At 45.0% G+C, this 14,054-nt stretch carries 13 protein-coding genes; 8 read left to right on the top strand and 5 right to left on the bottom strand.

Features of this window, described 5'->3' with window-relative positions:
• Nucleotides 1-129: 129 nt before the first annotated feature.
• On the top strand, nt 130-855 hold the full coding sequence (locus BK127_RS15660; protein WP_076231748.1) for an alpha/beta hydrolase: 726 nt from the start codon (nt 130-132) through the stop codon (nt 853-855).
• 365 nt (nt 856-1,220) lie between these two features.
• Here BK127_RS15660 and BK127_RS15655 read toward each other — a convergent pair whose 3' ends face one another.
• Complete coding sequence (locus tag BK127_RS15655; protein WP_076231746.1) at nt 1,221-2,066, bottom strand: lipoate--protein ligase family protein; 846 nt, start codon at nt 2,064-2,066, stop codon at nt 1,221-1,223.
• 89 nt (nt 2,067-2,155) lie between these two features.
• Complete coding sequence (locus tag BK127_RS15650; RefSeq protein WP_076231744.1) at nt 2,156-2,584, bottom strand: MarR family winged helix-turn-helix transcriptional regulator; 429 nt, start codon at nt 2,582-2,584, stop codon at nt 2,156-2,158.
• 243 nt (nt 2,585-2,827) lie between these two features.
• Here BK127_RS15650 and BK127_RS15645 point away from each other — a divergent pair, with 243 nt between their 5' ends.
• The 7 genes from BK127_RS15645 to BK127_RS15615 all read left to right on the top strand — a co-directional run bounded on the left by BK127_RS15645 (nt 2,828) and on the right by BK127_RS15615 (nt 12,021).
• Nucleotides 2,828-3,253 (top strand): MarR family winged helix-turn-helix transcriptional regulator, encoded by a 426-nt coding sequence (locus BK127_RS15645; protein ID WP_076231742.1) that lies wholly within the window; start codon nt 2,828-2,830, stop codon nt 3,251-3,253.
• Between the two features lie 24 nt (nt 3,254-3,277).
• Nucleotides 3,278-3,931, top strand: a complete 654-nt coding sequence (locus tag BK127_RS15640; protein WP_076231740.1) for an HlyD family secretion protein — start codon at nt 3,278-3,280, stop codon at nt 3,929-3,931.
• Nucleotides 3,932-3,969: 38 nt separating this feature from the next.
• Nucleotides 3,970-5,577 carry a DHA2 family efflux MFS transporter permease subunit gene (locus tag BK127_RS15635; RefSeq protein ID WP_083689332.1) on the top strand — a complete coding sequence of 536 codons (1,608 nt, stop codon included), beginning with the start codon at nt 3,970-3,972 and terminating at the stop codon, nt 5,575-5,577.
• A 44-nt stretch (nt 5,578-5,621) separates the two neighbouring features.
• Nucleotides 5,622-6,851, top strand: a complete 1,230-nt coding sequence (locus tag BK127_RS15630; protein ID WP_076231738.1) for an efflux RND transporter periplasmic adaptor subunit — start codon at nt 5,622-5,624, stop codon at nt 6,849-6,851.
• Between the two features lie 27 nt (nt 6,852-6,878).
• Nucleotides 6,879-8,627: a hypothetical protein gene (locus tag BK127_RS15625; protein ID WP_076231735.1), complete on the top strand. Its 1,749-nt coding sequence runs from the start codon at nt 6,879-6,881 to the stop codon at nt 8,625-8,627.
• A 354-nt stretch (nt 8,628-8,981) separates the two neighbouring features.
• Complete coding sequence (locus tag BK127_RS15620) at nt 8,982-9,773, top strand: diguanylate cyclase domain-containing protein (RefSeq protein WP_179097496.1); 792 nt, start codon at nt 8,982-8,984, stop codon at nt 9,771-9,773.
• Between the two features lie 64 nt (nt 9,774-9,837).
• A complete protein-coding gene (locus BK127_RS15615) occupies nt 9,838-12,021 on the top strand; it encodes a cellulose biosynthesis cyclic di-GMP-binding regulatory protein BcsB (RefSeq protein WP_076231731.1) in 2,184 nt (727 codons plus the stop codon).
• Between the two features lie 131 nt (nt 12,022-12,152).
• Here BK127_RS15615 and BK127_RS15610 read toward each other — a convergent pair whose 3' ends face one another.
• Genes BK127_RS15610 through BK127_RS15600 form a run of 3 tightly spaced genes read right to left on the bottom strand, consistent with a single transcriptional unit; the run spans nt 12,153 to nt 14,030 of the window.
• Nucleotides 12,153-12,551: a VOC family protein gene (locus BK127_RS15610; protein ID WP_076231729.1), complete on the bottom strand. Its 399-nt coding sequence runs from the start codon at nt 12,549-12,551 to the stop codon at nt 12,153-12,155.
• Nucleotides 12,552-12,599: 48 nt separating this feature from the next.
• Nucleotides 12,600-13,226 (bottom strand): fumarylacetoacetate hydrolase family protein, encoded by a 627-nt coding sequence (locus BK127_RS15605; RefSeq protein WP_083689356.1) that lies wholly within the window; start codon nt 13,224-13,226, stop codon nt 12,600-12,602.
• Between the two features lie 18 nt (nt 13,227-13,244).
• Nucleotides 13,245-14,030 (bottom strand): SDR family oxidoreductase, encoded by a 786-nt coding sequence (locus tag BK127_RS15600; RefSeq protein ID WP_076231725.1) that lies wholly within the window; start codon nt 14,028-14,030, stop codon nt 13,245-13,247.
• Nucleotides 14,031-14,054: the final 24 nt, after the last annotated feature.

Raw genomic sequence — 14,054 nt, 5'->3', positions numbered from 1 at the left:
CAGAACACAACTACTTACTTGAAAAATATGATTTTTATTAGTCCTACCCTATATAACAGTTTTAAAAAATATATAGTACAGATTAATAAAATCCACAAAACTATACTAATACAACAGGAGGAAACCCCTATGGACGAAGCCATTTATTATAAACGAACGATTGTAAAAGAAAAGGTACCCTCTACCTCATTGGGTCAAGAAAGGCCAGTTCGAATCCTCTTACCGCCTGGTTATCAGGAGCTAAACACATATCCTGTCATATATTGTCAGGATGGTGAGCAATTTTTTAATTTTGGACGCATCGCTACACTCATGAACCATCTGATTTATGATGAGGGAGTTCAGCCTGCGATCATTGTTGGCGTCGATGTTGACGTCGCGACGAGAACCTCGGAGTATGCTCCAGGGGAAGCGCGTTTTGAAGCCTACACGCATTTTTTCTCACAGGAGCTTCTGCCCTTCGTTGAAAGTCGTTTCCCTGTGGGCAGCATTGCCAAGGATCGTATCATTGCAGGAGACTCATTGGGAGGAACCGTATCTTTGCATCTAGCCTTAAATTATCGTAGCCTATTTTGCAATGTCCTATCCTTATCCGGTGCATTTTTACAGCAAACACAAGATCAAGTTGCCAAGGAAACCGATTTGTCCTGGCTGAAGCTGTACATGCTGATTGGAACGGACGAGTTGGAAATCGCTACACAAGGAGGCACTTACGATTTTCTTGAGGCAAACCGACAAACCAAACAGCTCCTCGAAGCGAGAAGCTGCAACCTTACTTATATAGAAAAGCCTGGCAAGCATGTATGGGGCTTTTGGCAAAAGGAGCTTCCAGAGGCGTTGAAGTTGTTCCTATAAGGGGGTGCACCCTCCCCACCCTCCCTTGAAGGGAGGGCCCCAGAGGGCTTGGCCCTCTGGACTCCCCTGGATCGTGTGCAGACGGTTATGTTCTCGGGACGCTTTCGTCCCATACGGGACACGCTTGGGGCTCGATTGGATGGGTTCCACGTATGCAGAATGTTGTGTTCTCGGGACGCTTTCGTCCCTGCGGGACACGCTTGGGGCTCGATTGGGTGAGTTCGACGTATGCAGAATTTTTGTGTTCTCGGGGCGCTTTCGTCCCATACGGGACACGCTTGACTTCGAGATCAGAAAGAGCAGACCAATATTAACGGGGTGGATCGTCCCATACGGGACATTGCCTCCGTTTTTTGTTTATTTACTTATTTTAATCCATATCGGGTTCGCAGGGTTTCGACCATTGTTGTTATTTCGGTTTCATTAGGTAGATCCAGGGATGCTTGGTTATCGGTCTGAGGTCTGTGCGCTCTAACCGACTCTTTTATAGAATCAATGAAGGACTGCTCGTCTTTTAACCCGATCAATTCCTCCAGACTGGCCATGCTGTTTTCCATTACTTTTGGAAAACAGAGCCCTCCGGTATCACACGTACCTTCGACTGCCGTCTCACCTATGGCTATATTGTAGAATTGCTTGGCCAATTCGGCCTTATGGTTGCCAATACCGCGTACAACAACGAATGCTTGGACTGCGATAGCATGTGCCTGGCGCCGCTGGGCAATTCCGCAAAATTTGCGTCCCCTTATGCTGAGATCGTAATCGCCAGGACAGTACGAACCGATGATTTCGCCTTTTGATACATCGGATGTTACCTTATGCAGGGATTCACTGATTAATCGGAACATCGTTTCAAAATCATGACGAAAATCAATATTTCCCTGACGCTTGGGCATAATCAGCGTTATGTTGATGACACCCAGATCAAGTGGTACCGCGGCGCCACCGGAATTTCTGACAATTACCGAATAGCCCTGCTCTTCAAGCCACTCCATCGCCTGTAAGGCATAAGGTAAACGGCTGTCTCGCAAACCCATCACAAAAGCTCGTGGATGCCTCCATAGATGAACAATGGGTGTTCCACCAACTCCCACTCCTCTGGTCAACAGCTCGTCCAATGCAAAAGGGACAAGCACATCACTTTGCTCCGTCTGCTCGGTCCGGTCCCAGATCAACATATCCCCCGGTAATGACCATTCCTCTAATTCCATGTTGTTGTAAGCCTCCTTAGGTCTGTAAAACCGTTCATCGCAACCAGATCCCCATTGTAATGCGCAATCCAATTATACACAGTGGGATGCTATCCTTTGTCCTTATATACTACTTCTTTGAATATCCGAATCAAATGCTGAATGTCCTCATCCGCCAAATCACCAAAAAAGTTTTCAACATTTGCTCTACGCTGCAATCTAATCGTTCCCAGCATCTGTCTTCCCGCTTCTGTGATGCTTAAGTAAACGACTCTACGATCTTCATCGGTCCTCTCCCTTTCGACGAGACCTGCAGCTATCAGCTTGTCCGATAAGGTAGTGATGGCTCCGGGTGTATAGCATAGCATATCAGCAATCTGAGATGCCTTAAGAGGCCCCTCAATTTCAAGTCTCTCTAACAAAAAGCCCTGAACAGGCGTCATCCCATTTTCATTAAACTTGGACCATGAAACCGATATTTTACGAAACAGCTGTCTCGCTGCCTCTTCCAGCTCCAAGAGGTTGCGGTGATCAGTCATTAGCTTTATGCCCCTTTATCTTAATAATTGTCGTTGTAAAGTTCATTTTACCATGCATGGAGAACTTGCCCAAGCTTTTGTTCAGCACAGGTCTATATGCCTAAATATTTGTGTTGACGATAGATTGGTAATTGTGATATTTTTTGTTGTATAGTTTTAACTTAAAACTAATTAGTATAAAATATCTTTCGTGTAAATCTAATCTTAATCAGTTGTATTCACTGGAAAAGGAGGTAAAACCTTATGGATGATTTGGAGCATCAGCTGGATCGAATGGAAGAGTTAATATTAATGGGTATGCACCGAACGAATAAATGGGGATCCCTCACCTTTTCGAAGCAGCAGTATTTGCTTCTCATCACTTTGGATAATAAGAAACGGGCCACTGTGAGTAATCTCGCCGACGAGCTCAACCTGTCTCCGAGCGCGACAACCTTGGCCATTAATCGATTGGTTCGTGACGGACATGTCGCACGTACCCGTGATGAAACTGATCGTAGAGTCGTTTGGGTAGAACTAACCCCTGAAGCCAGAGTGCTGGTCTACGAACAAAAGGAACGGCGCAGACAAGTACTCCGCAGCATGATCAGCAGTCTTGAACCTGAGGAATGTGAGCAGTTTATTACTATCGCCCGCAAAATGCTGACTAATATCCAAGATCCAATATAAATAGAGAGGAGCTATAACCATATTATGAAGAAAAAAATTATTATTTTAACCGTTTTAGCTATTATTCTTTTGGGAGGCGGAGCTGGCGGCACTTACTATTTTGCGATGGCCAGCAAGTATATCAATACGGAGGACGCCAAAATTGCAGGTGATTTACGCGCAATCGGCACACCCGGAGCTGGCAAGCTGATTGAGTGGAATTACAAGGAAGGCGATTCCTTCAAAAAAGGTGACATCCTCGGGATGGTTGAAACAACACCAGCTCGTGGCAATACACCTGCTATTTTACAAGAGATCATTGCTGTAGAGGAAGGCACGATTATTCAATTTAACGGCGTTAAAGATCAGATGGTATCCCCCACCAGTGCAATTGCGATGAGTGCGAATCTGGATAGGCTGTATGTCACAGCCAACCTGCAGGAGACAGAAATCGCCGATGCCAAGATTGGCAATAAAGTCACGATTAAAGTGGACGCTTATCCGGATGCCGTTATCACAGGTCATGTGGAGCGCCTTGGTCTTGGAACCAATTCTTCCTTTTCACTATTATCATCATCTAACGCAAGCGGTAACTTTACAAAGGTCATTCAACGGATTCCCGTTAAAATTTCGATTGATAGCTACCAAGGTAAACGATTAGTGCCTGGACTCAATGCAACCGTCAAAATTGAGAAATAAATCGCTTAACCAGCAACACAGAGAAAGGAGGAAACCGAGTGTCAACAAAGGATCCATCCATGGAAGCACCGGCAATACATACAGCTCCGGAGAAGCCCGCTGAAGGCAAGAGCAAAGGATCCGGACTCGCTATGCTAGCCGTCATTATCGCCGTTTTTATGGCTATTCTCGATATGAGTATCGTGAATGTCGCAATTCCCAAAATGATGTCTGTCTTCGGGGTCAATCAATCCGAGATCGAATGGGTTGTAACGGCTTATGCGTTAGTGAGCGGAGCTTTGGTTCCGGTAACCGGTTATTTGGGCGACCGCTTTGGTTATAAGCGCATCTTCCTGCTGGCCATGATTATATTCACAATCGGCTCTGGTTTATGCGGAATTGCCTGGAGCAACAGCTCAATGATCATCTTCCGCATTATCCAGGCGGCTGGCGGTGGTGCACTGATGCCCATTTCCATGGCTATGATATTTCGAATGTTTCCTGCAGAAAAACGCGGAATGGCGATGGGTTTATTCGGAATTGCCGTTATGTTCGCGCCTGCCACAGGTCCTACACTAAGCGGCTACATCGTCGAATATTTGGACTGGAGACTTATTTTCACCATTAATGTGCCCATCGGTATTCTCGATTTTTTCCTGGCAATGGCGGTCTTGAAGGAATTTAAATCTCCTGTTGCCAGTAAATTCGATCTTTGGGGCTTTCTTACCTCCAGTATCGGATTAGCGTCCCTGCTGTATGGAGTCGGCAAGGTAACCGAGAAAGGCTGGTCGGACCACGAGGTCATCGCTTTTATAGCGATAGGTTTGATCTGTCTCCTTATCTTTGTCGCTATTGAACTAACGATCGACTATCCATTACTGGATTTAAGCTTGTTAAAAAACGGCACCTACACACTTTCACTTGTCATTTCCAGTATTTCGACACTGATCATGATGGGAGTGTTGTTCCTGCTGCCCGTATTTTTACAAACCCTCTCCGGCTTATCTGCCGTACAGACAGGTCTGATTCTGCTGCCGCAGGCCGTGATGTCGGGAATTATGATGCCGATAGCCGGTGCTCTCTTCGATAAATTCGGCGCTCGATTGTTGGCAATCATCGGACTTCTTCTTACAGGAGTGGCTCTCTATCTAACCTCGGCCTTGGATATTACAACTGCATTTTCTACCCTCATTTTCTGGCTCGTGTTTCGCGCAATGGGAATGGGCTTGATGATGATGCCGATTCAAACCGTTGGCATGAACACCATTCCGATGAACAAGATGGGTCAGGGAACTGCGTTGTCCAACACCGTTAGACAGATCAGCTCGTCTTTCGGCATTGCCTGGCTTGGACTGCTCTATTCAGATCGTCGCACTTTTCATATCGCGGATCTTTCTGATCAATTGAATATGTTCTCAACGAACATCGCAACTCAATTCTCACAGCTGCAGAATCAGTATATGGGCATGGGACAATCGGCTACACAGGCAAGCTCAAGCGCACTGGCCTACCTGAACGGTCAAGTACAACTGCAGGCCACTGTCATGGGCTTGGACGATGTATTTATTATTACGGCTGTACTATCTTTTATAGCTGCCGTGCTTTCCTTATTTTTGAGAAATACCAAAGTAAGCGGCGCACCCAAACAGCACGTGATGGGCGAATAATTAGCTATTATTACCGATTTTATTGTAAAGGGGCATCTATTCAAATGAACAATAATCCCGTCCAGTGGAAACGATGGATTCAAACCGGACTTATCCTCGCTATAAGCGGAGCAGTTGCAGTCGGCTGCTCAACAACGAGTGCCAGCAGCAGTCAAGTCAAATCAGTCAAAACCACACCTGCCGCCAAACAAAAGATGGAAGATAAAACCGAGCTTGATGCGGATGTAGTCTCTTCTACCCAGGTCAACATGCTGAGCAAAGTAAGTGGCGATGTAAAAGAAATTCTCAAAAAACGCGGTGACACCGTGAATCAAGGCGACGTTGTGCTCGTACTCGATTCTGTGGATGCTGCCAGAAACAAGGAAAAAACCGATCTTACGCTGCAAAATCTGCAGGCGCAAATTAACAAAACCCGCGAAGACATTTCTACGAATCGCGGAGTTCTTACCAATACCGTGCAGAAGCTCGAAATCCTGATCGCCGATCAGGAAAAAAGCTATAACAATACACGTAATGACTACGATGCGGGGCTTGCTACCAAAGCTCAGCTGGAGAAGATCGAAACCCAGATCAAGACCAATCGACTTGACCTGGATACAGCGCAAAAGCAGCTGGCTAATCTGGATGCAACCGATCCACTCGCTACACTACGTATTCAGCAGCAATCAACAGAGCTGTCACTTCGAGATATTGACAAAACCTTATCTGATTTTGAAGTGAAAGCACCGATCAGCGGCGTGCTGACCGATCTGTTTCCTGAACAGGGTATCACCGTGCAGGCCGGTTATGTAGCCGGTGTTATCCAGCAATTGAACCCGATTAAAGTTCATGCTGACATTACCGAAAGCTCTATGAAATATATTCAAGGCAAAACCACCATTCCTTTTGTTACACAGGGGGGCAATGCCTCTATGACAGGTACGATTACTTATCTGGCTGATGTCATGAGCCCGCAAAGCAAAACCTACGTGCTGGAGCTAAGCGTACCCAACCCCGATCAAAAGCTGAAATCAGGTATGAGAGTAAAGCTGCAGCTGGGCGGAGGCTCTACTCAAGATGTCGTGACAATCCCGACCGCAAGCATCGTCAAGGAAGGTAATGACAACTATGTGTTTGTCGCAGCTAACGATCAGGCAGAGAAACGTAAGGTTACTTTGGGTCGGGTTGCCGATACGAATCGGGAAGTTACGGATGGCATCAAGGAAGGCGAACAAGTCATCGTGTCCGGTACCCAGGATTTGAAGGACAAAGACAAAATTGAACTGCGAAAATAAGTTTGAATTGTAAATGGAGGCTATTGAATGAAAAAAGTTAGAAAGCAAGCTCTGTCCGTCATTTTGATATCATCACTTCTTCTATCATTCCCTTACTTCGCCGCATTGGCTGATGAGACGCAAGCCGCAGCTGTGGATACACGTTATCCCTCCACGCTGACCGGACCACTTCAGGTCAAGATCAATGGTTTGCTGAGTGAGCATACCTTAACTGGCACGCGTATCGGCACTATTGTCAAAATGTATAATGTTTCCAACGATACGGTAAGAGTCCCCGATTACGAAATTCGGATCGTGACAGACAATGGAGCACGATATGTGCTGCGCGGCAGCTCCGACAATGCCATTTCGGTCCCTCCGCTGTCCAATATCACACTCAGTTATATGGCTCAGGTCGAATTACCCGATAATCTGAAGCCGACAAGTATCGTTTGGGTCGATGTGAACAAAGACGTCTATCCGAAGGTCGAAACGACTATGCTCGATCTGCCCATCTCCAATCTGGTTTGGTACGGTGATCAATCCATCGTTTCAGACCCTGCGCTTATCAAAAAATGGGGAGAAGCATTCACGATTCCTTCACTGGATTCAGCTTTGACCTATACGCCAATTAACATGACTACAGATTTCAAGGATCAAACTCCCGTTCAGGTAATCAAGCTGCTTGTACAAAATCCCGGCAAACAAACCGAGGTTATTCCTGGTTTTATTATCGAGGGCAAATCCAGCACGCAGAATTACAAAGGTTCAAGAGCCGATCAAACCGTCAGCTCCATAGATCCTGGTGAAAAGAAATACATTTATTGGACGGTTCCAACGGATTTGGATACACAGCTGATCAGCTTCACGTTATCTACACCCGAATCGTTTAAAATTCCAAACCGGACAGACGCTTCAGCTAACCTTACCTATTATATAGGTCGTCTCAGCTTTGGCGCGCCTACAGCCGAACAACTGGTATCAGACAGCACCAAAGCATCTGCCTACTTACTGAATTCACAAATCCCAATCGATCCGATCAACAACGTGGTCAACCCTAACATCAATATATCCGCTGCCGATTTTCAAATTTATGAAAATAAAGGAATGGGCTACAGCACCGGGATCATCAAAATGAGATTCTCCAACAAAGGCGATAAGCCGCTGCCAGTTCCCCAGTTTGCCGCTGAACTGATGGGTAATGGTTTTATCTACGCCGGGAATCGAATCAATGCATCAACCAGTCTGGTCGTACCTGGAACGGATTATCTCGTCAACTACTCGTTTGTGCTTCCAGTTGGCGGTACGGTGGATCAATATAATCTGCGTTTAATTGATAATAAAACGGCAGCACCGTACAAAATCAATTTTGCACAATCGATCCTGACAGTCAACAAACCAGTGAAGGATAATGTAAAGCTGAATATGTATCCTTACGAGGTTACAATTCACGATTGGGCGTTAACGAATATTGCCCTATCCAACCCATCAACCTTAAGCTACAAATACAGCTATAAGCTGCGTATCAATATGGATTTAAAGACACTTGAGCCCGTGATGGTCGATAGCAATTACAACAAGCTTTTAATTGAATTAGAAACCAAGGATGGCAGACGGATTGCATCCAATACGCAAAGCCTGAACGGTGAAGGCCGTTTGACCTCTGGCGAACAGCTCATTTATTTCACGGATTCGACATCCGATCAGTTGGAAAATCCGATCGTCCTGAAAATTTATGAGGTCATCGAAACTCCAAATGGTCCAGTAAGAAGCTTGGTTGCTACACTGAACAATTAAATACGTATATCCATATTCCACATCAGAGGCTACACTGGGCAGAAGTTTGCGCCAGTCAGTAGCCTTTTTGTTGCTTGTGAATCCAACTTAATAAACTTTACTAAAAATTAGTTTGCAGTCCTCCCTACTTTCGTTTATCTTAGTAAAATAATTTGTTGAAATTTCGTTTTTTTTTAGAAAAAAAGGTGAATTCATAAACTCTGGGGAATATAGTCATGTCGAACCTAGAACTGCTTTGTGAATACGCAAGAATGATTTGGAGGGAGAATGTAAGAAATGAAATCGCCGGACAGAATGTATGCTAATATTTTACTTCAAGTGCTTTCAATTGGGTTTCTAACTCTTTATCTTATAATGACAAACCAGGTTTATCCAACGAATACGCTGTGGTTTATAGTTGCTATATTGTTAGGAGTCGTCGGTTATTTTCGTAGAACCGATCACACGTTGATGCTTACTTTTTTTGTTATTGCCGTATACGGGAGCTCCGTTGTTTATCAATTGTATGTGAGGAATCATATAGCCACTGTCGGCTGGAACGAATTGATCTGGTTGCTTTGCTTTCCGTTCTTTTCTCTCATTGGGGGAATTAACAAACGGGGCGGTCAATCCAAAAACAAGGGCAGAAGCCCGCTCGCAAACAATAGAAAAAACAGTGAGTCCTATATCGATGAACCTTTTGTCATTGAGGAATCCTTGGACTTTGTTAATCACGATCTGTTTCTGAAGCGATTTGAGGAAGCTATATTTTTGGGTGTACGCAACAAACGCAAGCTGTCCCTTATAATAGTAGAAATCAATCAGTTTCACGATTTTTTTAAAGAGTATGGTTACGAGCAAACTCAGCTTTTTCTGAATAAGGTCGCCGAACTTATTAATGATATTATGCCTGAGGTTGAGATTAAGGCATACCTGGAGGAAGGCCAATTCGCGATGCTCCTGTCAGGAACAGAGAGAGCCAATTCCAGCATAGCCGAGCTATGGCTCGATGATCATTTTAACTCCATGCTGCTCACCCGTCCTCGCGGCAAAGGTACGGTTACTGCCAAGCTTAGACATAGCAAAGTAGATTGCCCTCCACATGGCATGACCTGCTATGAAATATTGGAGAAGGCTCAACAGGAATTAAAATTTAGCGATGTTTAACCTAATACAGCTCACCGATCGAACGTATCCGTCAAAGAAATCCCTAAGGAAGTGACTCATTTCGATGAAACCTTTATTGCGTTCCAGTGTGTTTATATTATTTCTTTTGGTTCTTTTCTCCACCGTCAACCTGCCTTCCATCTGGGCATTAGAGCCCGGTACTGTGCCTAACTCAACCAGCGCCACTCCAAAAAACAGTGAAAATTTCCCGGTTTTCTCGGAGGATCGTACGCTTAAAGGCGAAAATGCCCGCGAAGACGTATATTTTGAGATTGGTAGAGGTCGAAAGGTGCTTCCTGGTTCATTCGTGGACATCGAATTTGGACATGCTACAACGCTGTTATCCAAAACCTCAACCTTGACCCTATTAATCGACGATACGCCAGTAGGTAGTGTGCTACTGGACAATTCCAATAAAGAGAAGGCTCACTTACGTGCGGATATCGCCAATTACCTTACAAATCCGGGTTATCGTAAGCTGTCCCTTATCACACATATGGTCATTTCCGATAATGCATGTCCAGACCCGAATAATCCTGCCAATTGGTTGACTGTAAGTAAAAATAGCAGCATTCACTTGAATGTCGGTAAAAATTACGCGAATGCTGATCTGACCTGGTATCCAAGCCCATTCTTCGAAAAAGGCAGCCAACAGCCGCTTCAATCCATCCTGGTCGTCCCCGACGAAATCGAGCAGGTGGAGTTCACTGCAGCCGCTCGTATGGTACAGTTTTTTTCAGCCCAAGCATCAGCCAGCCGAATCAATATTCCGATCTATGCGGAATCGGATCTAACCGATACGATATTACGTGAGAACAACACGATTTGGATCGGACAGACAGGTCATTGGAAGGAACGCGGCCAAGCCATAGAAGATGCCTATCGCAAGCAAGCTGACCCGGCCCTTCAAGGACAAGGCTTTATCGGGGTAGGCCAATCTCCGTGGAATCCGGAATTAAACGGTTTGGTCATAACAGGCAAGGAAGAAAAACTCAATAATGCAGTATCTATATTAACGAATGAATCGCTATATGCTCAGCTGCTTGGTCAAACAACCTCCATTCCTGCTTCTTTGAAAAAAACGGAGGCTTTAAATCCGTTCAAGCAAGGTAGTCCCTATACGGTGACCTTGGAGAAAATCGGCTATTCCAATCTCTCCATAGGTGGCATGCAGCAAGCCAGTACCACAATTAATTACAATCTTCCTGCCTATGCGGATATAGAGAATGGTGCACGGCTTACATTAGCATTCAAGCATTCCAAGTCCATCGATCTCGGAAATTCCGTCATAGCGGTTAAGCTGAATGGTATACCTGTTGACAGTCATAGGCTCAGCGAGGCAACCAGCGATTCAGGATTACTGGAAATTGATTTCACCCAAGATTCTATCGGAGCTTCCCGGAGACTTGAGATTGAAGTTACCTTCCAATTTGCAAACCTGACACAGAATAAGCAGCAGGAAGCTTGCGTAGACCCGAATTTGATTGGAAACTGGGCCGTTATTGATAATTCTTCTTCTTTAACGTACACGCCTGTTGAAAGAAAAAGCTTTAATCTGCAATCGATACCTTACTCCTTTGTAGTGAACAACCGTTGGAACCAGGCCACCTTCCTCTTTCCTGACAAAATCGGCACGAAAGAGCTGAACATAGCTATGACTGCTGTTGGAATTATCGGCAGAAGCGCACAGGACAACACTGATTTAACTATGGCTAAAGTATCCGCGGCAGGGCTCAAGGATCTGCTTCGGGATCGTAACGTTCTGTATATTGGCACAGGCAAAGATATCCCTGATTTCATGAATGGGTTCGCTGACAGCTCCGTACAATTTAAAGGCGATCAAATGACTTCGCTTGCCAAAAATGTAGAATTATTAAGTAATTTACAGAGCCGTTCAGCGGTTATCCAATTGTCTCGCTCTCCACTGAATGAGAACAAAACCTTGCTGCTTATGGCTGCAACTTCTCCGGATCGGATCAGCTCGATAAGTGATGTATTAACAAGTCCTGTTGAAAGTGGCAAAATATCCGGTAAATTTGTCGCTATCGATAGTCTGAATAAAGTTCATGAATTTGCTGAAGAACCGGTTCCCCTCAAGGCAAACGCCAAACCAAAATCCAATCAGGTGCGTGACTTTCTAACAGGTCGCGATCAATTCGAATTAAATGGTGTAGTATTCATCATTGCTTTTATAGGCATGCTTGCTGTGATTGCCGGTGTCATTTGGTTAACACTTAAGCGCAAGTAAAAATGCTTAAATAGAAATTACAAATATAACTCAAAAAGGACCTGGCGGCTAGCTAACCGTCAGGTCCTTTTCATATCTTGGAGCAAGCCTTGATCCTTACTTGGTTAAGGAAAGCAAACCGGGTGAAGCCTCTAAACCCGCTCCCTCTTCACTGGTTGTACGAATTGAAGCAGTTCTTGGTCCGGTCCAGTAAAGAAAATAGTTTGAGCGCCGTCAATAGCCGTATTGGGCTTGTTGGAATTGAACTCAATCCCCTTAATACGGTAATAATCCATAGCTTCCTCTATATTATCGACAGTAAATGCCAGATGGTTGACGATGCCCTTATCCGAATACTCTCCCTCCGGTTGGAGATCGCAAATGAGCTCAATCTCAAAACCAGGCTGATCCTCATGATACAGGAAGGCCATCTCTCTCCTTGGGTTCTGTCCTCTGATTCGCAGCTTGTATCCGAGCATCCCGCCATAAAATTCGATAGACCTGTCCATATCTGTGACAATAATCGCGATATGCTCCGCTTTTTTAATCAAGTTAATGTCTCCCGATCTCATATAGTAGTTCATGCAAATTGATAAATATCAAGTCAGCTGGATGGTACATTCCCCAACAATTTGGCCATCCCAGTGCAAGCTCATGTGGTCGCCGTCGTTAACCGGACCCACACCTTCAGGCGTTCCTGTATAAATAATATCGCCCTCCCCTAAGCCAAAATGAAGCGCGCAGAAATCTACGATGGTTTGTAAATCAAACAGCATCTGTTTAATGTTGCCAAGCTGAGCTTCTACACCATTTTTGACAAGAGCAAAATCCTTAGACTTGCATGCTTCAACTCCTGGAAAAGCAATAAACTTGCTCACGAGTGCGGAATTCGGGAAACCTTTGGCCAATAACCAAGGGTAGCTTTTTTTCTTCATTTCGTTCTGAACGTCACGCAAAGTAAAATCAATGCCTATAGCTAACCCATCCACCAGTTCATCAACCGTAATTCCTTTTTCATAGGGTCTTCCAATACGAATAACAAGCTCGGCCTCATAATGAACGGAACCACGATCACCAGGCAGAACAATCTGGCTGCCGTCCGCTTCTACCAGCGCATGTGTAGGCTTGGAGAAAAGAAAGGGAGAGGTCGGTACCTCATTATTTAATTCCTTTGCATGCAAAACATAGTTTCTGCCAACACAATAAATGTTGCGAATGCTGCTCACTTCAAGCACCTCGTCCTCTTAGATAGATTTAATCATTCCGCCGTCAATAAGTATGGAGCTTCCTGTGATGTAAGAGCTCGCATCCGATACCAGGAAGGTGACTACCTTCGCAAATTCCTCCACAGTCCCATAACGACCAAGCGGAATGGATTGTTTGGACATTTCCTCTACCTGTTCACGCGTTTTACCGGTCTTTTGGGCTTTGACATCATCCAGAAAGGCAACTCTATCAGTAGCAATCCGACCAGGGGCAACCGTATTAACAAGAATATTGTATGGAGCCAGCTCCTCAGCTAATGTTTTAGTTAACCCTACGATTCCGGCCCGGAACGTATTTGATAGTAGTAATCCAGGAATAGGCACTTTAATGGAGGAAGAAGCCATATTGATAATGCGTCCACCTTGTTTTTTCAGATCAGGCAGCACTTCACGTATTACCCGGATGTAACTTAATAGATTGAGCTCAAAAGCAGCCTGCCATTGCTCATCCGAGAACTGTTCAAATGTTCCTGCCGGGGGACCACCTGCGTTATTAACGAGAATATCAATGGTTCCAAACGTATCGCGGGTCACTTGTACAAGTTGTTGTATATCAGTAGGGTTCGTAATGTCAACCGTTTGGTACGCCACTTCACCTGTCCCGAGCTGTTCAAGCTCAGCTTTGGCGGCTTGAAGCTTGTCCTGATCCCGGCCCGTTAACATCACGTTAGCGCCCTCCTTTACCAATTCAGCAGCAATACCTTTACCCAGACCTTGACTGGAGGCGATGATCAAAGCTACTTTTCCTTGCAAATTTAAATCCATATGATCCACTCCTTCATAAATTAT

The organism is Paenibacillus sp. FSL H7-0331 (assembly GCF_001956045.1).
Note: the sequence above shows the minus strand (reverse complement) of the source record. Positions and strands in the feature narration are given on the sequence as shown.